The following is a 17,916-nucleotide window of genomic DNA, read 5'->3' as shown; positions in this document are numbered from 1 at the left end:
TCCCCACTCGGCGGGCGACCCGGTCGGGGCGCCTCCGCTCCTGGGGACGGGGCGACGGGCGGCCCGCTATGCGGCCCGGCCGGTATCCGGGGGCACACGACGGAGGGCGGCCCGGTCGGCGTGCACCCCGCCGTCCGGACCGCCCTCGGGGCCACGGGTCAGTTGTGGCTGTGCAGGACCTCGTTCAGGCCGCCCCAGACGGCGTTGTTCGGACGGGCCTCCACGGCGCCGGTGACGGAGTTGCGGCGGAAGAGGATGTTCGAGGCGCCGGACAGCTCACGGGCCTTGACGATCTGGCCGTCGGGCAGCGTGACACGGGTGCCGGCGGTCACGTACAGGCCCGCCTCGACGACGCACTCGTCGCCGAGGGCGATGCCGACGCCCGCCTCCGCGCCGACCAGGCAGCGCTCGCCGATGGAGATGATGACGCTGCCGCCGCCGGAGAGGGTGCCCATCGTGGAGGCGCCGCCGCCGATGTCGGAGCCGTCGCCCACGACGACGCCCGCGGAGATGCGGCCCTCGACCATGGAGGTGCCGAGCGTGCCGGCGTTGAAGTTGACGAAGCCCTCGTGCATGACCGTGGTGCCGGCGGACAGGTGCGCGCCGAGCCGGACCCGGTCGGCGTCCGCGATCCGCACCCCGGTCGGGACGACGTAGTCCGTCATGCGGGGGAACTTGTCGACGGAGGTCACCTGGAGGTGGAGGCCCTCGGCGCGGGCGTTGAGGCGGACCTTCTCGATGTCGTCGACGGCGACCGGGCCCAGCGAGGTCCAGGCGACGTTGGCGAGCAGCCCGAAGACTCCGTCGAGGCTCTGGCCGTGCGGCTTGACCAGCCGGTGGGAGAGCAGGTGCAGCCGCAGGTAGGCGTCGTGGGCGTCGAGCGGCTTGTCGTCCAGGGAGGCGATGACCGTGCGGACCGCGACGACCTCGACACCGCGGCGGGCGTCGGCGCCCACCGCCTTGACGGCACCCTCACCGAGGAGTTCCGCCGCGTGCTCGGCGGTCAGCCGCTCGGTGCCGGCCGGGCCGGGCTCGGAGGTGAGTTCCGGGGCGGGGAACCAGGTGTCGAGGACGGTGCCGTCGGGGGTGACGGTGGCGAGCCCGGCGGCAACGGCGCCGGTGGTGCGTGCAGCAGTCGTGTCGGTCATGGGGGAATCCTAGGGGTTGTCCACCCGGTGCTCGCAGCGTCCCATCAGTCCACAGAGACCAGGTCAGAGGCGAATCGGCCACACGGGACGGTCAGTCCGTGAGACGTCCGCACCATCACGCCGTCCCGGGTGGGAGCGGAGTGTGACGTTTGTACGACGAAGCCCCGGCCGGTGACCACCACCGCGCCGGGGCTTCTGGCGTCTCTCCAGACTCTCAGCTCGTCCGTGGCACCACGTGCGCCACGGACGCGTGATCAGCTCCCGAAAGGCGTGGTGGGGCGGGTTCTTGCCACAGTGCTTCCGTACCCACGACTGTCCGTCGGCGAGGTCTTCTGCTGCCTCTCAGAACTCCTCGCACACCGCGTGCTCCGTGGCGTACGTCACCGGCTTTGCGTCCGGCTCACGATCTGGCTCCAGGTTCATGTTTCGCGCCGGACCACTACGCGCGTGCTCATTCTTGTGCCTTCCCGTGCAGTTCTGCCCAGACTCGCTTGCCCCAGGGCAACGACTCGGTTCCCCAGTTCTCAGCCAACTCCGCCACGAGCGCGAGGCCGCGCCCGCTCTCGCGCTCCGGGTCCGGCTCCCCGCGAACCGGGGACACCCGGGAGAAGTCCACGACACCGACGCGCACGCGCCCCGTCCCGGGGCGCTCGATGGTGATCCGGATGGATTCCCGGCGGGCGTGCTGGACGGCATTCGACACGAGTTCGGAGACGATCAGGGCGCCGTCCTCCGCCAGGTCGTCCAGGCGCCACACGGCACACGCGGCGCGGACCAGGCGCCGGGCCGGCGCGGCGCTCTCGGGTTGACGGGGCAGAGTCTCGCTGTACCCGGGGTGTCCGGTCCTGCGAGACCGCGTTGCAGGTTGCGGCATGTCGGTCTGCTCTCTCAGATCGGCCGAGCCCCGGGGCCGGTCGCACGGCCGCCGGGGCACTGTCCGCTCATGCAAGCGCCACGCCGGGAACGTTGACAGGGGCGCAACGTCCCACTTTCAGCACGCTATTCGCTGACCCCCAGGAACTCGGCCAGCGGTCGGAGTCCCGGCGGGTGGTTGGGAAGAGCCCAGAGGTCCCGAACTATGGCCACGGCCAACGTGTGGTGCTGCATCCATGTGGGCGCCACCCGGCGCAGGGACTCCAGCGCCTTCACCGCTCCGGCGGCATCCCCGGTGTCCGTGTGTGCTCGGGCCACGTCCAGCAGCAGCCACGTCCGCCAGGACGGCGGAGTGTCTTTGCTCAGCCGCATTCCCTTGGCGAGCGCCAAGGCGTCTTGCGGGCGCCCGTACTGCACGGCGAGGCGGACGCGTTCGATGCGCACCGACGACGGGCTGAAGACGCTGACCATGCGGTGGTCATTGCCCGCAGGCAGCTTGGAGACACGGGCCGCTTCCTCCTCCGCTCCCGTCATCAGCTCGGCCGCCCGCTCGTAGTCGCCGCTCCGTGCGGCCGACGTGGCAGCACTCATGGTGAGGGCGCCCCACACCTTCAGTCCGTCGGCCGTGTCCGTGTGGCCGCCGCTTTCGATGGCTTCAGCCGCGCGAAGGGCGATCCCCAGGGCGTCTTCCAGGCGACCTTGCCGCTGGTAGGTCCAGGCGACAGAGTTCACGATCATGGGAACCAAGAGCGGGTCCGCGGAACGCTCCGCTGCGTCTACGGCCCGCTCCAGGCTCGTGAGGGCAAGGTCCGTCCTGCCCATGCGCACGGCGACGTGCCCGGCGAGCTGGAGTGTCTTGCCCAGGGCTGCGAAACCGGCCTCGCGGTCCTCGTCGCTTCCGGACACCGTGGCTGAACGCGCGTCGGTGATCAGGTCGGGGAGACTCTTCATCACCGTGTCGAACTCGGCTGCGTGGTACTGAGACCAGCCGTCTGCGATGTGCTCGCGCAGTTGGTCCGCAGAGAAGCCCTGGCCGGTCGGCTCCGGCTGTGGCCCCCACAGCACTGGCATGATCGCCCTGCGCACGGCGACGAAGCGCGGCCCGTCGCTCTCTCCGCTTGCCGAGACCGCAGGGGGGTCGCCCAGCAGTGTGGTCAGCTCCACGCCCAAACCGTTGGCGAGAGCGTGAAGCGTGGGGAGGCGTGCCGAGTGCTTCCGCCGCTGTTCGAGCTGACGGATCACATCGACTGACACGCCGGAGCGTCCGGCCAACTCTTCTTGTGTCAAGGCGGCCAGACGGCGCAGGCGGCGCAGAGTCTTCCCCAAGTCTTCGTTTGCCACGCTGCCACGGTACTCCCGCCGTGCTCAGGGCAGGGCTCCGATGACGCCACTGCTCGCGCACTGGGCAGGGCCGTCCGCGACAGTGCCCGGAGACGGCGGCTCAGCCGGTCCTGAAGCCCATCGAGCGCCGCTCGTGGTGAGCCGGGGTGGGACGGCTGGTCCCGGGAACACGCACGAGGGGTGCCACCGGATCGCGGTGGCACCCCTCGTGCGTACGGCGGGGACGGGCTCAGACGTTGAACCCGAGGGCCCTCAACTGCTCACGGCCGTCGTCCGTGATCTTGTCCGGACCCCACGGCGGCATCCACACCCAGTTGATGCGCAGTTCGCTGACCAGGCCCTCGGTGGCCGACTTCGCCTGGTCCTCGATGACGTCGGTGAGCGGACAGGCCGCCGAGGTCAGCGTCATGTCGATGGTGGCGATGTTGGCGTCGTCCACGTGGACGCCGTAGATCAGCCCCAGGTTGACCACGTCGATCCCCAGCTCGGGGTCGACCACGTCGAGCAGCGCCTCGCGGACCTCTTCCTCCGAGGCGGGCTTCATCAGGGTGTCGTTGTCCGTCATGCGGTCTTCGCCTCCTCCGCGAGGGCCTGGGCCGTCGCATCCTTCCAGGCCATCCAGCTCAGCAGGGCGCACTTCACCCGTGCCGGGTACTTGGAGACCCCGGCGAACGCGACCGCGTCCTCCAGGAGCTCTTCCATCTCGTCGTCCGGTTCGACCCGGCCCTTGGACTGCATCAGCTCAAGGAACACGCCCTGGATCTTCTGGGCCTGGGCGAGTTCCTTGCCCACGAGCAGGTCGTTCAGCACCGATGCGCTGGCCTGGCTGATCGAGCAGCCCTGGCCCTCGTAGGAGATGTCGACGATCCGCTGCCCGTCGTACTTGACCCGGAGCGTGATCTCGTCGCCGCACGTCGGGTTGACGTGGTGCACCTCGGCGTCACCGTCCCTCAGACCACGCCCGTGCGGGTGCTTGTAGTGGTCGAGGATGACGTCCTGGTACATCGAATCAAGCTTCACCGTGTGACCCCTAGCCGAAGAAGTTCCGTACGTGTTCCAACCCGTCGACCAGTGCGTCGATCTCGGCCGGAGTGGAGTACAGATAGAACGACGCCCTGGTGGTCGCGGGAATTCCGTACCGCAGGCAGACCGGCCGCGCACAGTGGTGGCCGACCCGGACCGCGATGCCCTCCTCGTCGAGCACCTGACCCACGTCGTGCGGGTGGATGTCGCCGAGGGTGAAGGAGATCGCGGCGCCCCGGTCCTCGGCCGTGGTGGGGCCGATGATCCGCAGGTCGGGCACGTCCAGGAGCCGCTTGACGGCGTACTCCGTGAGGGCGTGCTCGTGCTGGGCGATCCGCTCCATGCCGATGCCGCTGAGGTAGTCGACCGCCGCACCCAGCGCCACGGCCTGGGCGATCGGCGGGGTGCCCGCCTCGAACTTGTGCGGGGCCGGGGCGTAGGTCGAGGAGTGCATGGACACCGTCTCGATCATCTCGCCGCCGCCGAGGAACGGGGGCAGGTCCTCCAGGAGCTCCTGGCGACCCCACAGCACCCCGATGCCCGTCGGCCCGCACATCTTGTGGCCGGTGAAGGCCACGAAGTCGGCCTGGAGGGCCTGGACGTCCATCGGCATGTGCGGGGCGGCCTGGGAGGCGTCGATCAGGACCAGGGCCCCGACCTCCTGGGCACGGCGCACGATCGCCTCGACCGGGTTGACGGTGCCGAGGATGTTGGAGACCAGCACGAAGGAGACGATCTTCGTCTTCTCGGTGATGACCTCCTCGATGTTCGACAGGTCGAGCCGGCCGTCGTCGGTGAGGCCGAACCACTTCAGCTTCGCGCCGGTGCGCTGCGAGAGCAGCTGCCAGGGCACGATGTTGGAGTGGTGCTCCATCTCCGTGATGACGATCTCGGTGTGCTGGTCCACCCGGTAGGGCTCGTCGGCCCAACCGAGCATGTTGGCCACCAGGTTCAGCGACTCCGAGGCGTTCTTGGTGAAGATCACCTCGTCGCGGCTGGGCGCGTTGATGAACGCGGCGACCTTGTCGCGCGCGCCCTCGTACAGCGCGGTGGCCTCCTCGGCGAGCACGTGCACACCGCGGTGGACGTTGGCGTTGTGCTGTTCGTAGTACTCGGCGATCACGTCGAGTACCTGGCGCGGCGTCTGCGAGGTGGCCGCGTTGTCCAGGTAGACGAGCTTCTTCCCGTCGTGGATCACCCGGTCCAGGATCGGGAAGTCCTTGCGGAGCGCCTCAGTGTCGAGGAGACCGGGGAGCCCCTGTCGGGCTGCTGTCACGCGGACGCGCCTCCCTTCACGTATGCCTCGTAGCCCTCGTTCTCCAGCTTGTCGGCGAGTTCGGCGCCGCCGGACTCGGCGATCCGGCCGTTGGCGAAGACGTGGACGTAGTCCGGCTTGATGTACCGCAGGATGCGGGTGTAGTGCGTGATGAGCAGGGTGCCCACCTCGCCGGTCTCGCGGACGCGGTTGACGCCCTCGGACACCACGCGCAGGGCGTCCACGTCGAGACCGGAGTCGGTCTCGTCGAGGATGGCCACCTTCGGCTTGAGCAGTTCGAGCTGGAGGATCTCGTGGCGCTTCTTCTCGCCGCCGGAGAAGCCCTCGTTGACGTTGCGCTCGGCGAAGGCCGGATCCATGTGGAGGCGCTCCATGGTCTCCTTGACCTCCTTGACCCACGTCCGCAGCTTGGGGGCCTCACCGCGGACGGCGGTGGCGGAGGTGCGCAGGAAGTTGGAGACGGAGACGCCGGGGATCTCGACCGGGTACTGCATGGCGAGGAACAGGCCGGCGCGGGCCCGCTCGTCGACGGACATCTCCAGAACGTCCTCGCCGTCGAGGGTGACGGTGCCGCCGGTGATCTGGTACTTGGGGTGACCCGCCAGCGAGTAGGCGAGGGTCGACTTGCCGGAGCCGTTGGGGCCCATGATGGCGTGCGTCTCGCCCTGCTTCACGGTCAGGTCGACGCCCTTGAGGATCTCCTTCGTGGCGTTGTCGGCCTCGACGGTGACGTGCAGGTCTCGGATTTCAAGCGTTGCCATGGGTGCCTCAGGACTCCTGGGTGAGGGAGACGAGCACATCGTCCCCTTCGATCTTTACGGGGTATACGGGGACGGGGCGCGTCGCGGGAAGGCCGGACGGCTTGCCGGTGCGGAGGTCGAAGCTGGAGCCGTGCAGCCAACACTCGATCTGACAGTCCTCCACCTCGCCCTCCGACAGGGAGACGTTCGCGTGGGAGCAGATGTCGTAGATGGCGAACACCTCGCCTTCGGTGCGTACGACCGAGACGGGCAGGCCGTCGAGCTCCACCCGCATCGGGGTGTCGTCCTCCAGCTCGCTCAGTCCGCAGGCGCGTACGTACGTCATGCGACGGAAGCCTCCAGCTCTTGTTCGATCTTGGCGATCAGCCGCTCCTCGACGTCGGGCAGTCCGATCTGCTGGACCAGCTCGGCGAAGAAGCCGCGCACCACGAGGCGCCGGGCCTCGTGCTGGGGGATGCCGCGGGCCATCAGGTAGAAGAGCTGCTCGTCGTCGAAGCGGCCGGTGGCGGAGGCGTGGCCGGCACCGACGATCTCGCCGGTCTCGATCTCCAGGTTGGGGACCGAGTCGACCCGGGCGCCGTCGGTGAGGACGAGGTTCCGGTTCATCTCGTAGGTGTCGGTGCCCTCGGCCGCGGCCTGGATGAGCACGTCGCCGATCCACACGGCGTGGGCGCCCTGCCCCTGGAGGGCGCCCTTGTAGACGGCGTTGGACTTGCAGTGCGGCGTGTTGTGGTCGACCAGGAGGCGGTGCTCCTGGTGCTGCCCGCGGTCGGTGAAGTACAGCCCGAACAGCTCGGCCTCGCCACCGGGCGCGGCGTAGGCGACCCGGGGGTGGAGACGGACCAGGTCGCCGCCGAAGGTGACCACGACGGAGCGGAAGGAGGCGTCCCGACCGATCAGCGCGTTGTGCTGGGCGACGTGGACGGCGGTGTCGTCCCAGTCCTGGACGGAGACCACGGTGAGCTTGGCGCCGTCCCCGAGGACGTAGTCGACGTTCGAGGCGAACACGGCGTCACCGGTGTGGTCCACGACCACGACGGCTTCGGCGAAGGCACCCAGCTCGACGACCTGGTGGCCGTAGGCGGTGCCGCCCTCGCCGTGCACGGCGATGCGGATCGGCTCGGTCAGGACGGTGTCCTTGGGCACGGTCACCACGGTCGCCGCGGTGAAACCGGAGTACGCCTGCGCGGCGACCCGGTCGACGGGGGTGCCGGCCCGGCCGAGACGGGCGTCGTCTCGACCCACGGTCTCGACGGTGACGGCGGCGGGCGCGTCGACCACGACCTTGACGCCGGAGTCGGTGGCGACGGCGGTGCCGTCGTGCAGCCCGCGCAGTCGGTTCAGCGGGGTGAACCGCCACTCCTCCTCCCGGCCGTGCGGCACGGGGAAGTCCGCGACGTCGAAGGACGGCGGCGCGCTCATGCGGGTGGCGACGGTCGACTCCGCCGCCACCGCGATGGCGCCTGCGGTGGTGGACCCCACCGGGGTGTTCTGAGCCTCAGCCATGGCTGTCTTGGTGCTCGCTTTCTGATGAAGACGTGACGCTACGGGGGCCGCGCGGGCCCCGGGGGGCGGGGGCCGGGTCAGCCGACCGCGCCCTCCATCTGGAGCTCGATCAGCCGGTTCAGCTCAAGGGCGTACTCCATGGGCAGCTCCTTGGCGATCGGCTCGACGAAGCCGCGCACGATCATCGCCATCGCCTCGAACTCGGTGAGGCCGCGGCTCATCAGGTAGAAGAGCTGGTCCTCGGAGACCTTGGAGACGGTCGCCTCGTGCCCCATCGACACGTCGTCCTCGCGGACGTCCACGTAGGGGTAGGTGTCGGAGCGGGAGATCGTGTCCACGAGCAGTGCGTCGCACAGCACGTTCGACTTGGCGCCGGGCGCGCCCTCACCGATCTCGATGAGGCCGCGGTACGAGGTGCGTCCGCCGCCCCGGGCCACCGACTTGGAGACGATGTTCGAGGAGGTGTTGGGGGCCATGTGGACCATCTTGGCGCCCGCGTCCTGGTGCTGGCCCGCGCCCGCGAAGGCGATCGACAGGGTCTCGCCCTTGGCGTGCTCGCCCATCAGGTAGACGGCCGGGTACTTCATGGTGACCTTGGAGCCGATGTTGCCGTCGACCCACTCCATGGTCGCGCCCTCGTAGGCCACGGCGCGCTTGGTGACCAGGTTGTAGACGTTGTTCGACCAGTTCTGGATCGTCGTGTAGCGGCAGCGGGCGCCCTTCTTCACGATGATCTCGACCACCGCGGAGTGCAGGGAGTCCGACTTGTAGATCGGCGCGGTGCAGCCCTCGACGTAGTGGACGTAGGCGTCCTCGTCGACGATGATCAGCGTCCGCTCGAACTGGCCCATGTTCTCCGTGTTGATGCGGAAGTAGGCCTGGAGCGGGATCTCCACGTGCACGCCCTTGGGGACGTAGATGAAGGACCCGCCGGACCACACGGCCGTGTTCAGCGAGGCGAACTTGTTGTCACCGACGGGGATGACGGTGCCGAAGTACTCCTTGAACAGCTCCGGGTGCTCCTTGAGCGCGGTGTCCGTGTCCAGGAAGATGACGCCCTGCTCCTCCAGGTCCTCGCGGATCTGGTGGTAGACGACCTCGGACTCGTACTGCGCGGCGACACCGGCGACCAGACGCTGCTTCTCGGCCTCGGGGATGCCGAGCCGGTCGTAGGTGTTCTTGATGTCCTCGGGCAGGTCCTCCCAGGACTCCGCCTGCTTCTCCGTGGAGCGCACGAAGTACTTGATGTTGTCGAAGTCGATGCCCGACAGGTCCGAGCCCCAGCTCGGCATGGGCTTCTTGTCGAACAGGCGCAGGCCCTTGAGACGGAGCTTGGTCATCCACTCCGGCTCGTCCTTCTTGGCCGAGATGTCCCGGACGACGTCCTCGCCCAGTCCGCGCTTGGCGGAGGCACCGGCTTCGTCGGAGTCGGCCCAGCCGTATTCGTACGTACCCAGACCCTCTAGTTCGGGGTGGGCAGTCTCCGTGGGGAGAGTCATGCGGGGTTCCTCCCGGCCGTGCTTGCTGATGGGTGACGCTCTGTTCGGGGTGGTGTGCGCGGTGCCGTCCGGCCCGGTGGGTCCGGCGGCTGACGGGGTCCGTCCGGGTCCGGCGCCGCGTGGGCGTCCGATCCGTCCGGGGCGTTCGGGATGTACGTGGTGCAGACGCCGTCGCCGTGGGCGATGGTCGCCAGCCGCTGGACGTGCGTCCCGAGGAGGCGGGAGAAGATCTCCGTCTCCGCCTCGCACAGCTGTGGGTACTGCTCCGCCACGTGGGCGACCGGGCAGTGGTGCTGACACAACTGCTCGCCGCGCTGGCGGCCGGGCGCGCTGCGCGCCGTAGCAGCGTACCCGTCGGCGGTGAGGGCCCTGGCCAGCGCCTCGGTCCGCTTCTCGGGCGGCGCGGCCTCGATCGCGGCGCGGTACGACTCGGCCAGGGTCTCGATCCGGTCGCGCGCGAAGGCGGCGACGGCGGCCTCGCCGACGGCGCCGCCGCCGGCGGTCCGTGCGATCCAGCGCAGCGCATCGGCGGCCAGCTTGTCGTACGACTGGTCGAAGGCGTCGCGGCCGCAGTCGGTCAGCACGAAGACCTTGGCGGGTCGACCCCGGGTACGGGCCCCGTAGACGCGCTGTTCACGGGCCTCGACGACGTCGTCGCCCACCAGGGCGTCCAGATGGCGCCGGACGGCGGCCTGGGTGAGGCCGAGCCGGCCCGCGAGGTCGGCCACCGTCGACGGGCCGTGGTCCAGGATCGAGCGCGCGACCCGGTTGCGCGTCGAACGCTCACCGGTCGCGGAGTCTTCCTGCGGCACCCCCTGAGGGGCTGCCCGGACCTCGCCGACGTTTTTCACAACGCCATTGTTGCGTAATTCCCCGAGAGCGGACAAGCGACCGAGGTCAGCCAACACGGTGGCATCCGTCACTAAGGGTTACCTAACCGGCTCTGGTCTGCTAAGGGACCCGGAATCCGCCCCGCCACCCTGCGCAGAGCGCCCGCACAGTCTCCCCCATCCGGGCCCGTGCCCCGCTCTGCCCCCGCACCCCGCCGGCCGGCGGGACACCCCGCGGCCCCGGCACCCGGCGCGGCTCCCTAGACTTGCGCCTCATGCGAAGCGAGCCCGTCCTCCAGGTCCAGGGCCTGGTGAAGCGGTACGGAACCAGGCGCCCCAAGACCGCCGTCAACGGCCTCGACCTGGTCGCCGGGCCCGGGATCACCGCCGTGCTCGGCCCCAACGGCGCGGGCAAGACCTCCACCATCGAGGTCTGCGAGGGCTACCGCGCACCGGACGCCGGAACCGTCCGCGTCCTCGGCCTCGACCCCCAGCGCGACGCCGCGGCGCTGCGCCCCCGGATCGGGGTGATGCTCCAGTCCGGCGGGGTGTACTCCGGCGCCCGCGCCGACGAGATGCTGCACCACGTCGCCCGGCTGCACGCCCACCCCCTCGACGTACCGGCCCTGATCGACCGGCTCGGCCTCGACAGCTGCGGACGCACCACCTACCGGCGGCTCTCCGGCGGGCAGCAGCAGCGGCTCGCGCTGGCCATGGCCGTCGTGGGCCGCCCCGAGCTGGTCTTCCTCGACGAGCCCACCGCCGGGCTCGACCCCCAGGCCCGCCGCACCGCCTGGGGCCTCGTCCGCGACCTGCGCGCCGACGGGGTGAGCGTCGTGCTCACCACGCACCACATGGACGAGGCCGAGCAGCTCGCCGACGACGTCGCGATCATCGACGCCGGCCGGGTCATCGCCCAGGGCTCCCCCGAGCAGCTGTGCCGGGGCGGCGCCGAGAACACCCTGCGCTTCACCGGACGCCTCGGACTGGACGTCGGCGCCCTACTCAAGGCCCTGCCCCCGGACTCCCAGGTCGACGAGGTGAGCCCGGGCGCGTACCGCGTCGCGGGGACCGTCGACCCGCAGCTGCTGGCCACCGTCACCTCCTGGTGCGCCCAGCACGGGGTGATGCCGGACCGGATCTCGGTGGAGCGGCACACCCTGGAGGACGTCTTCCTGGAGCTGACCGGTAGGGAGCTGCGCTCATGACCGCCGAGGTGAACACCGCCGCCGACACGCCCGCCCGCGCGGGTGGGGGGCCCGGCACCTTCGTGCCCCGCCCCGGGGCGGCCCCGCTGCCCCGGATGATCGCCGCGCAGGCCGTCCTGGAGACCAGGATGCTGCTGCGCAACGGCGAGCAGCTGCTGCTGACGCTGATCATCCCGGCCCTGCTGCTCGCCCTGTTCAGCTCGGTCGACATCGTGGACACCGGGGAGGGCGAGGCCGTCGACTTCCTCGCACCGGGGGTCCTGGCCCTCGCCGTGATGTCCACGGCGTTCACCGGGCAGGCCATCGCCACCGGCTTCGAACGGCGGTACGGCGTGCTGAAGCGCCTCGCCGTCTCCCCGCTGCCGCGCTGGGGGCTGATGACGGCCAAGTCCCTGTCGGTCCTGGTGGTCGAGGTGCTCCAGGTGGCACTGCTGACCGTGATCGCGCTCGCCCTCGGCTGGTCGCCGGACGGCAACCCGCTGACCGTGCTGTTGCTGCTCGTGCTCGGCACGGCCGCCTTCTCGGGTCTCGGGCTGCTGATGGCCGGGACGCTGAAGGCGGAGGCGACGCTCGCTGCCGCGAATCTGGTCTTCCTGTTGCTGCTGATGGGCGGCGGCGTGGTGGTGCCGCTGGACCGGTTCCCGGAGGCGGCACGCACCGTGCTGGAGTTCCTTCCGATCGCCGCGCTGTCCGAGGGGCTGCGTGACGTGCTGCGGGACGGCGCCGGGATTCCCTGGCGTGACCTGGGCGTCCTCGCCGTGTGGGCGGTCGCGGGGCTGGGTGCGGCGGGGCGCTTCTTCCGCTGGGAGTGAGCGCCGTCCGACGCGGGGGCACGCGAAACGTCCCCCTCGTGAAGGCGTGCACAAGCACCCGCCTACCATGTGCACGTGCCAAAAGTGACCCGAGACGACCTCGTTGAGGCCGCGCGCAACCCGCTCGCCTACATCGCCGATCGTTGGACCCCCACCACCCGCATCGTGCAGCGCGCCGCCATGGCGGCGCTCGTGATGATGGTCGTCATCGTCGTCACCGGCGGGGCCGTCCGGCTCACGGGCTCCGGCCTCGGGTGCCCGACCTGGCCCAAGTGCACCGACGACTCGCTGACCGCGACCCGTGAGATGGGCCTCCACGGCGTCATCGAGTTCGGCAACCGGATGCTGACCTACGTGCTGTGCGCGGCCGTCGGCTGGGCCATCATCGCCGCCCGCTCGCAGAAGCCGTGGCGACGCTCCCTGACCCGGCTCGGCTGGGCCCAGTTCTGGCTGGTCATGGGCAATGCGGTGCTGGGGGGCATCGTCGTCCTGGTGGGCCTGAACCCGTACACGGTCGCCGCCCACTTCCTGCTGTCCACCGCCCTGATCGCGGTGGCGACGGTGATGTGGCAGCGCTCCCGGGAGGGCGACGCACCGCCCAAGCCGCTGGTCGGCAAGGCCGTGCAGCAGCTGGTCTGGGTGATGGTCGTGGTGACGGGGCTGCTGATCGCCGTCGGCACGGTGGTCACCGGTGCGGGGCCGCACGCGGGCGACTCCAGCGACGTGCCCCGGATGGACGTCAACTGGGAGGCCGTGACCAAGGTGCACGCGGTCCTCGCCTGGGTCGTGGTCTCCCTGACCTTCGCGCTGTGGTTCGTGCTGAAGGCGGTGGACGCGCCCCGCGGTCCGCTGAACCGGACCCGGGACCTGTTCCTGATCCTCATGGCCCAGGGCGCCGTCGGGTACGTGCAGTACTTCACCGACCTGCCGGAGGTCCTGGTCGGGGCGCACATGCTGGGCTCGTGCCTGGTGTGGATCGCGACCCTACGGGTGCTGCTCGCCCTGCGGGAACGACCGGAGCTGCCGGTGCCGGTGCCCGCCCGGAGCGGTTCCGCGCTGTCGTCCGTCTGACCCCACCGGGGTCGTACGCCTCGCCGGGGCCACCGGAGCACCGCTCCCGTGGCCCCGTCGGCGTCAGAGCCGGTAGACCCGGCGGGCGTTGGCCGAGGCCAGCATCTTCGCCACCCGGTGGGCGTCCGGGTACCCCCAGGAACCGTCGCGCACCCACTCGCCCAACAGTTCCTCCAGGGCGGTGCGGAACAGCCGGGCCCCGATCACGTACAGCTCCGGCAGGGCGTAGCCGTCGGTAGAGAACAGCAGCTTGCCGAAGGGGGTGAGCTCCAGCATCTCCGCGAGCAGCGCCCGGGCCCGGGCTCCGGTGTGGCCGAGGGTGAGCCCCATGTCGGCGTAGACGTGCGGGAAGACGGCCGCGAGGTAGCCCGCGCCCCGGTGGTAGGGGTAGCCGTGCAGCAGCACCAGGTCGCAGCCGCTCCCGGCGGTCGCCCGCACGAAGTCGGTGAGCAGCAGCGGGTCCGCGTGGTCGAGCCGTAGGTCGGGGTCGCCGAAGCCGGTGTGCAGTTGGAGCGGCAGCCCGGTGTCGACCGCGGTCCACAGCAGGTGGCGCAGGAGGACCGGGTGGGTGAGCCGGTCCCCGGGGCGGCGGGCGCCGAGCCACTGTCCGGCGGCGGTCAGCACCTCGGCGGCGGTCGGGGCCTCGGGGGCGAGGGCGAGACCGTGCCGGTAGGCGACCACGGACTTGAACCCGACGGCGGTCCGCGCCGCGGAGTCCACCGAGACGTCCAGGGCGTCCACGAACGTCCGGGCGTCGTCGAAGGCGTCGGCCGCCCGCTCGGCGAGGACTTCGAGCCGGACGACCTCCCGGGCCCGTCCGCCCCCCGCTCGGGACAGTTCCTCGGGGGTGGTGAGGTCGCCGGACAGCCCGGTGTCGACCAGGAAGGTGCCGATGCCGGTGGCGCCCAGGAGCCTGCGGTTGGCCTCCGCCGCACCGAGTTCGCGGCGGCGGGCCAGGTAGCGGGCCGGTGAGGTGTACGGATCGAGCCCGAGCAGCGGCGGGCACCAGCGGCGGACGGCGAAGCCGGCCTGGGTGTCGAAGAAGCTGGTGCCGGGCGCGGCCGGGGCGTCGGACTCGGTGAGGTACGAGGCGAACACGTCGGCGTCCGGGTCGTCGAGGAGCACGCCGTGGCAGTGGTGGTCCACGAGCGGGGGCAGGTCGAACATCAGTACCGCCAGCGGGTGTCGGCGGCGATGCGCTCCGGGTCGCTGTCCGCGAAGTCCTCGGCCTCGGCCCGCCGCACCGCGAGCACGGCCCCGTACAGGACCTCGCCCATGGCCTCGCGCAGTTCGTCGCTGGCGGTGAGGTGGTCGACCGCCTCGTCCAGTGAGCGCGGGAGCCGGGGTACGTCGGCGAGGCCGGCGGGGTCGCCCGTGACCGGGTCGGGGAGCTTGGCCCCTTCGGCGATGCCCGCGAGGCCGGCGGTGATGACGCTGCCGGCGAGGAGGTACGGGTTGGCGGTGGCGTCGAAGCACTTCAGCTCGGCGTGCCCGTCGCCGGGGACCAGGCGCAGCGCGGCCTCCCGGTTCTCCACCCCCCAGCAGCGGTAGGCACCCGCCCAGCGGGAGGGGGCGAGCCGTAGGTAGCTCGCCGGGGACGGGGCGCCGACGGCCAGCAGCGCGGGCAGCCGCTCCAGTACTCCGGCCAGGAAGGCCGCCGCGTCGAGGGCGAGGCCGTACGGTGCGCGGGGGTCGCGGTGCAGGTCGGTGCCGTCGCGGTGCAGGCCGAGGTGGAGGTGGCAGCCGTTGCCGACCTCGCCGGCGGTGAAGGTCGGCGCGAAGGAGGCGCGCAGCCCGTGCCGGGCGCTGACCGCGCGGATGGTCTCGCGGACGAGGACGAGGTCGTCGGCCGCGGCGACCGGGCCGTCGGCGGGGGCGGTGGAGATCTCGAACTGGCCGGGCGAGTACTCGGGGTGGAACTGGAGCACCCGTACGCCCTGGTCGGTGAGGGCCCGCAACAGGTCACGGCCGTAGTCGGCGAGTTCCACGACCCGGGTCATGCCGTAGGCGGGCCCGGTGGTGGGGCAGGTGCCGTCCGGGCGCCGCAGGATCCACTCGGTCTCGAACCCCATGGTCAGGGTGAACCCCAGCGCGGCGGCCCGGTCGGCGGCGGACTTGGCGAACAGGCGCTGGCAGGAGGCGTAGGGGCGGCCGTCCTGTTCGTAGCGGTCGGCGGGCGACCAGGCCCAGCCGGGTTGGGCGGCCAGCGGGACGATGCGGTCGGGGTCGGGGAAGAGCCGCAGGTCCCCGTCGGGGCCGCCGAGGTGCGGTGAGCTGACCATGCGGTCGGCGGAGGTGTAGACGTCGAAGCAGGGGGCCATGCCGACGCCGCGTTCGGCGACCTCGGTGAGTCGGGCCAGGGGGAAGGTCTTGACGCGGCAGATCCCCGCGTTGTCGACGATGGTCAGGGCGACGGTTTCGACGCCCCGGGCGGCCAGTTCCGCGGCCCGGACCCGCCACTCCGGCTGCGCCGCACGTCCGTCGCTGGCGTCCCTGGTACCCATGGCGCGCTCCTCGTTTCGACCGATGATCCCTGACACCTTCCCTGGGATAACGGTCGGGACGCGTGGGGGGCACGTTGGTCCGTGCGGGGGGCTTGGCGGGTTTGCGCGCTGTCCCGTGCGGGGGCGTTGCAAGTTCGCGCAGTTCCCCGCGCCCCTGGTCGGGTGCGCTGTCCCCTGCGGGTGCGCCGTGGATTTCGCGCAGTTCCCCGCGCCCCTATCGGGGCGCTACCAGCGGGTGGGCTGTTCCCTGCGGGTGCGAGCTAGACAACGGGCCCCGATAAGGGGCGCGGGGAACTGCGCGAACACCGGACGCACGGCAACCGAACCACACACGCCCAGCAGAACGCACCCAAGGGGCGCGGGGAACTGCGCGAACACCGGACGCACGGCGAGCGAACCACACACGCCCAGCAGAACGCACCCAAGGGGCGCGGGGAACTGCGCGAATGCCGGACGCACGGCGAGCGGACCGCACACGTGCAGGGGGACGTACCCGAGGGGCGCGGGGAACTGCGCGAATGCTGGACGCGCGGCAAGCGGACCGCACCGTGTCAGGAGGTCGAGGGGCCGCCGATCTGGATGCCGGCCATCCGGGACCATTCGTAGGGCCCGGTACGAACCCGCGCCGCAAACTCACCGTCGAACGCCTCGTGCACGGTGATCCCGGCCCGAGCCACCACCGCGGCCGCGACCTCACAGGACGGGACCACCAGGTCCCCCCACGCCCCGTCAGCCCCGACGAGGACGATCCGAGCACCCTTGCGCCCGAGGTGGGCGACCTGCCCCTCCGCTCCCCCGTGCGCCGCGGCAAAGGCACCGATCTCCTTGGCCAGCCGGCGCTCACGGCGTTCCGCACGGGCCGCCGTCCACTTGCCGACGCCGCCGTCTTCGCCGGGAGCGCCCTGCGCGTTCACGTTCGCGTTCTCCATGGAACGGAGCCTACCGACGAGTAGGTCAGTGGGGGAACGTGTCGTGGCCCACGCACGGCGCCGACCGGGTCAGCGCAGGAACGGGTCCACGGCGACGGCCACGAAGAGCAGCGAGACGTAGGTGATGGACCAGTGGAACAGCCGCATCTCCTTGAGCTTCGCCCCGGTGACCCCGCTCTTCGCCCGGGCGAGCAGCGCATGCGCCTCCCACAGCCACCAACCGCCGGTGGCGAGGGCGACCGCGGTGTAGAACCAGCCGGTGTACCCCAGCGGGGTGAGCAGCAGCGACACCGCGACCATCAGCCAGCTGTACGCCACGATCTGCCGGGCGACCACCTTGTTGGAGGCCAGCACGGGCAGCATCGGCACGCCCACCCGCGCGTAGTCCTCCTTGACCTTCATCGAGAGCGGCCAGTAGTGCGGGGGCGTCCAGAAGAAGATGACCAGGAAGAGGATGACCGCGGCCCAGGAGACCGAGTTGGTGACGGCCGACCACCCGATCAGCACCGGCATGCAGCCCGCGATCCCGCCCCAGACGATGTTCTGGGTGGTGCGCCGCTTCAGGATCATCGTGTAGACGACCACGTAGAAGAGGAGCGCGCCGAGGGAGAGCCAGGCGGAGAGCCAGTTGACGAAGTAGCCGAACCACAGGGTGGAGATGACGGCGAGCGAGAGGCCGAAGACGAGCGTCTCGCGGGGCGAGACCATTCCGGTGACCAGCGGCCGGCGGGCGGTCCGCTCCATCAGCGCGTCGATGTCCCGGTCGATGTACATGTTCAGCGCGTTGGCGCCGCCCGCGGACAGGTAGCCGCCGATCGTCGTCATCAGGACGAGCTTCAGATCGGGCACGCCCTGCTGGGCCAGGAACATCACGGGGATCGTGGTGATCAGCAGCAGTTCGATGATCCGCGGCTTGGTCAGCGCCACGAACGCCATGACCCGGGCTCGCAGCGGCCGGTGTCCCCGGCTCGTCCGCAGCATTCCCGCCGGACGGGATTCAACGGCCGTCACGCACACCCCTGACAGAGACATCAAAGCAAGCCTTAGACCTGTGAAGTCCGGGTAAAGGCTCGCGCGTACCACGCCACTGTAGACGTTGCCCTTACCTCGCCCTTCGCGGGGGTCGCTCGTGTTG

At 70.8% G+C, this 17,916-nt stretch carries 18 protein-coding genes; 3 read left to right on the top strand and 15 right to left on the bottom strand.

Annotated elements, in window-relative coordinates; translation table 11 throughout:
- Positions 1 to 158: 158 nt before the first annotated feature.
- The 11 genes from dapD to ACFYOU_RS11240 all read right to left on the bottom strand — a co-directional run bounded on the left by dapD (position 159) and on the right by ACFYOU_RS11240 (position 10,278).
- Complete coding sequence (gene dapD / locus ACFYOU_RS11290; RefSeq protein WP_389761240.1) at positions 159 to 1,148, bottom strand: 2,3,4,5-tetrahydropyridine-2,6-dicarboxylate N-succinyltransferase; 990 nt, start codon at positions 1,146 to 1,148, stop codon at positions 159 to 161.
- Positions 1,149 to 1,599: 451 nt separating this feature from the next.
- Positions 1,600 to 2,022, bottom strand: coding sequence for an ATP-binding protein (locus ACFYOU_RS11285; RefSeq protein WP_391304846.1), 423 nt, complete (start codon positions 2,020 to 2,022; stop codon positions 1,600 to 1,602).
- A gap of 125 nt (positions 2,023 to 2,147) precedes the next feature.
- Entirely contained in the window at positions 2,148 to 3,362 is a 1,215-nt protein-coding gene (locus ACFYOU_RS11280) for a helix-turn-helix domain-containing protein (RefSeq protein WP_391304843.1), read from the bottom strand.
- A gap of 229 nt (positions 3,363 to 3,591) precedes the next feature.
- Positions 3,592 to 3,927, bottom strand: coding sequence for a metal-sulfur cluster assembly factor (locus ACFYOU_RS11275; RefSeq protein WP_385485314.1), 336 nt, complete (start codon positions 3,925 to 3,927; stop codon positions 3,592 to 3,594).
- Complete coding sequence (gene sufU, locus ACFYOU_RS11270; RefSeq protein ID WP_385485316.1) at positions 3,924 to 4,382, bottom strand: Fe-S cluster assembly sulfur transfer protein SufU; 459 nt, start codon at positions 4,380 to 4,382, stop codon at positions 3,924 to 3,926. The genes ACFYOU_RS11275 and sufU overlap by 4 nt, the downstream gene beginning before the upstream one ends.
- A 10-nt stretch (positions 4,383 to 4,392) precedes the next feature.
- Entirely contained in the window at positions 4,393 to 5,661 is a 1,269-nt protein-coding gene (locus ACFYOU_RS11265; protein ID WP_385485318.1) for a cysteine desulfurase, read from the bottom strand.
- Positions 5,658 to 6,422, bottom strand: a complete 765-nt coding sequence (sufC, locus tag ACFYOU_RS11260; protein WP_387002695.1) for a Fe-S cluster assembly ATPase SufC — start codon at positions 6,420 to 6,422, stop codon at positions 5,658 to 5,660. The genes ACFYOU_RS11265 and sufC overlap by 4 nt, the downstream gene beginning before the upstream one ends.
- 7 nt (positions 6,423 to 6,429) lie before the next feature.
- A complete protein-coding gene (locus tag ACFYOU_RS11255) occupies positions 6,430 to 6,747 on the bottom strand; it encodes a non-heme iron oxygenase ferredoxin subunit (protein WP_385485322.1) in 318 nt (105 codons plus the stop codon).
- On the bottom strand, positions 6,744 to 7,928 hold the full coding sequence (gene sufD / locus ACFYOU_RS11250; RefSeq protein WP_391304841.1) for a Fe-S cluster assembly protein SufD: 1,185 nt from the start codon (positions 7,926 to 7,928) through the stop codon (positions 6,744 to 6,746). The genes ACFYOU_RS11255 and sufD overlap by 4 nt, the downstream gene beginning before the upstream one ends.
- Before the next feature lie 77 nt (positions 7,929 to 8,005).
- A complete protein-coding gene (gene sufB / locus ACFYOU_RS11245; protein WP_389761251.1) occupies positions 8,006 to 9,427 on the bottom strand; it encodes a Fe-S cluster assembly protein SufB in 1,422 nt (473 codons plus the stop codon).
- The gene (locus ACFYOU_RS11240; protein WP_391304838.1) at positions 9,424 to 10,278 is read right to left on the bottom strand and encodes an ArsR family transcriptional regulator; all 855 of its coding nucleotides are present in this window, start codon (positions 10,276 to 10,278) and stop codon (positions 9,424 to 9,426) included. Before ACFYOU_RS11240 ends, sufB begins: the two co-directional genes overlap by 4 nt.
- Positions 10,279 to 10,532: 254 nt before the next feature.
- Between ACFYOU_RS11240 and ACFYOU_RS11235 the strand changes: the two genes are divergently transcribed.
- The 3 genes from ACFYOU_RS11235 to ACFYOU_RS11225 all read left to right on the top strand — a co-directional run bounded on the left by ACFYOU_RS11235 (position 10,533) and on the right by ACFYOU_RS11225 (position 13,348).
- Complete coding sequence (locus ACFYOU_RS11235) at positions 10,533 to 11,465, top strand: ATP-binding cassette domain-containing protein (RefSeq protein WP_391304836.1); 933 nt, start codon at positions 10,533 to 10,535, stop codon at positions 11,463 to 11,465.
- Positions 11,462 to 12,277 (top strand): ABC transporter permease, encoded by an 816-nt coding sequence (locus ACFYOU_RS11230; protein ID WP_391304835.1) that lies wholly within the window; start codon positions 11,462 to 11,464, stop codon positions 12,275 to 12,277. The genes ACFYOU_RS11235 and ACFYOU_RS11230 overlap by 4 nt, the downstream gene beginning before the upstream one ends.
- A 75-nt stretch (positions 12,278 to 12,352) precedes the next feature.
- Positions 12,353 to 13,348: a COX15/CtaA family protein gene (locus tag ACFYOU_RS11225; RefSeq protein WP_391304834.1), complete on the top strand. Its 996-nt coding sequence runs from the start codon at positions 12,353 to 12,355 to the stop codon at positions 13,346 to 13,348.
- 63 nt (positions 13,349 to 13,411) lie between these two features.
- On the opposite strand, the gene ACFYOU_RS11220 is transcribed toward ACFYOU_RS11225, so the two are convergent.
- From ACFYOU_RS11220 to ACFYOU_RS11205, 4 genes are all read right to left on the bottom strand, one after another.
- Positions 13,412 to 14,515, bottom strand: a complete 1,104-nt coding sequence (locus ACFYOU_RS11220; RefSeq protein WP_391304833.1) for an amidohydrolase family protein — start codon at positions 14,513 to 14,515, stop codon at positions 13,412 to 13,414.
- Positions 14,515 to 15,852, bottom strand: coding sequence for a glutamine synthetase (locus ACFYOU_RS11215; protein ID WP_391304832.1), 1,338 nt, complete (start codon positions 15,850 to 15,852; stop codon positions 14,515 to 14,517). Before ACFYOU_RS11215 ends, ACFYOU_RS11220 begins: the two co-directional genes overlap by 1 nt.
- Before the next feature lie 551 nt (positions 15,853 to 16,403).
- Positions 16,404 to 16,781 carry a hypothetical protein gene (locus tag ACFYOU_RS11210; RefSeq protein WP_391304830.1) on the bottom strand — a complete coding sequence of 126 codons (378 nt, stop codon included), beginning with the start codon at positions 16,779 to 16,781 and terminating at the stop codon, positions 16,404 to 16,406.
- A 69-nt stretch (positions 16,782 to 16,850) separates the two neighbouring features.
- A complete protein-coding gene (locus tag ACFYOU_RS11205) occupies positions 16,851 to 17,792 on the bottom strand; it encodes a heme o synthase (RefSeq protein ID WP_389761266.1) in 942 nt (313 codons plus the stop codon).
- Positions 17,793 to 17,916 lie beyond the last annotated feature (124 nt).

It is taken from the genome of Streptomyces sp. NPDC005955, from assembly GCF_042871255.1.
In the GTDB taxonomy this organism is placed as follows: domain Bacteria; phylum Actinomycetota; class Actinomycetes; order Streptomycetales; family Streptomycetaceae; genus Streptomyces.
This window is presented reverse-complemented; position numbering and strand designations above follow the sequence as displayed.

What these genes read in the sequence shown, in the direction of transcription:
- dapD (WP_389761240.1), bottom strand. Translation starts at nt 1,148, where the DNA reads ATGACCGACACGACTGCTGCACGCACCACCGGCGCCGTTGCCGCCGGG.
- ACFYOU_RS11285 (WP_391304846.1), bottom strand. Translation starts at nt 2,022, where the DNA reads ATGCCGCAACCTGCAACGCGGTCTCGCAGGACCGGACACCCCGGGTAC.
- ACFYOU_RS11275 (WP_385485314.1), bottom strand. Translation starts at nt 3,927, where the DNA reads ATGACGGACAACGACACCCTGATGAAGCCCGCCTCGGAGGAAGAGGTC.
- sufC (WP_387002695.1), bottom strand. Translation starts at nt 6,422, where the DNA reads ATGGCAACGCTTGAAATCCGAGACCTGCACGTCACCGTCGAGGCCGAC.
- ACFYOU_RS11255 (WP_385485322.1), bottom strand. Translation starts at nt 6,747, where the DNA reads ATGACGTACGTACGCGCCTGCGGACTGAGCGAGCTGGAGGACGACACC.
- sufD (WP_391304841.1), bottom strand. Translation starts at nt 7,928, where the DNA reads ATGGCTGAGGCTCAGAACACCCCGGTGGGGTCCACCACCGCAGGCGCC.
- sufB (WP_389761251.1), bottom strand. Translation starts at nt 9,427, where the DNA reads ATGACTCTCCCCACGGAGACTGCCCACCCCGAACTAGAGGGTCTGGGT.
- ACFYOU_RS11235 (WP_391304836.1), top strand. Translation starts at nt 10,533, where the DNA reads ATGCGAAGCGAGCCCGTCCTCCAGGTCCAGGGCCTGGTGAAGCGGTAC.
- ACFYOU_RS11230 (WP_391304835.1), top strand. Translation starts at nt 11,462, where the DNA reads ATGACCGCCGAGGTGAACACCGCCGCCGACACGCCCGCCCGCGCGGGT.
- ACFYOU_RS11220 (WP_391304833.1), bottom strand. Translation starts at nt 14,515, where the DNA reads ATGTTCGACCTGCCCCCGCTCGTGGACCACCACTGCCACGGCGTGCTC.
- ACFYOU_RS11215 (WP_391304832.1), bottom strand. Translation starts at nt 15,852, where the DNA reads ATGGGTACCAGGGACGCCAGCGACGGACGTGCGGCGCAGCCGGAGTGG.
- ACFYOU_RS11210 (WP_391304830.1), bottom strand. Translation starts at nt 16,781, where the DNA reads ATGGAGAACGCGAACGTGAACGCGCAGGGCGCTCCCGGCGAAGACGGC.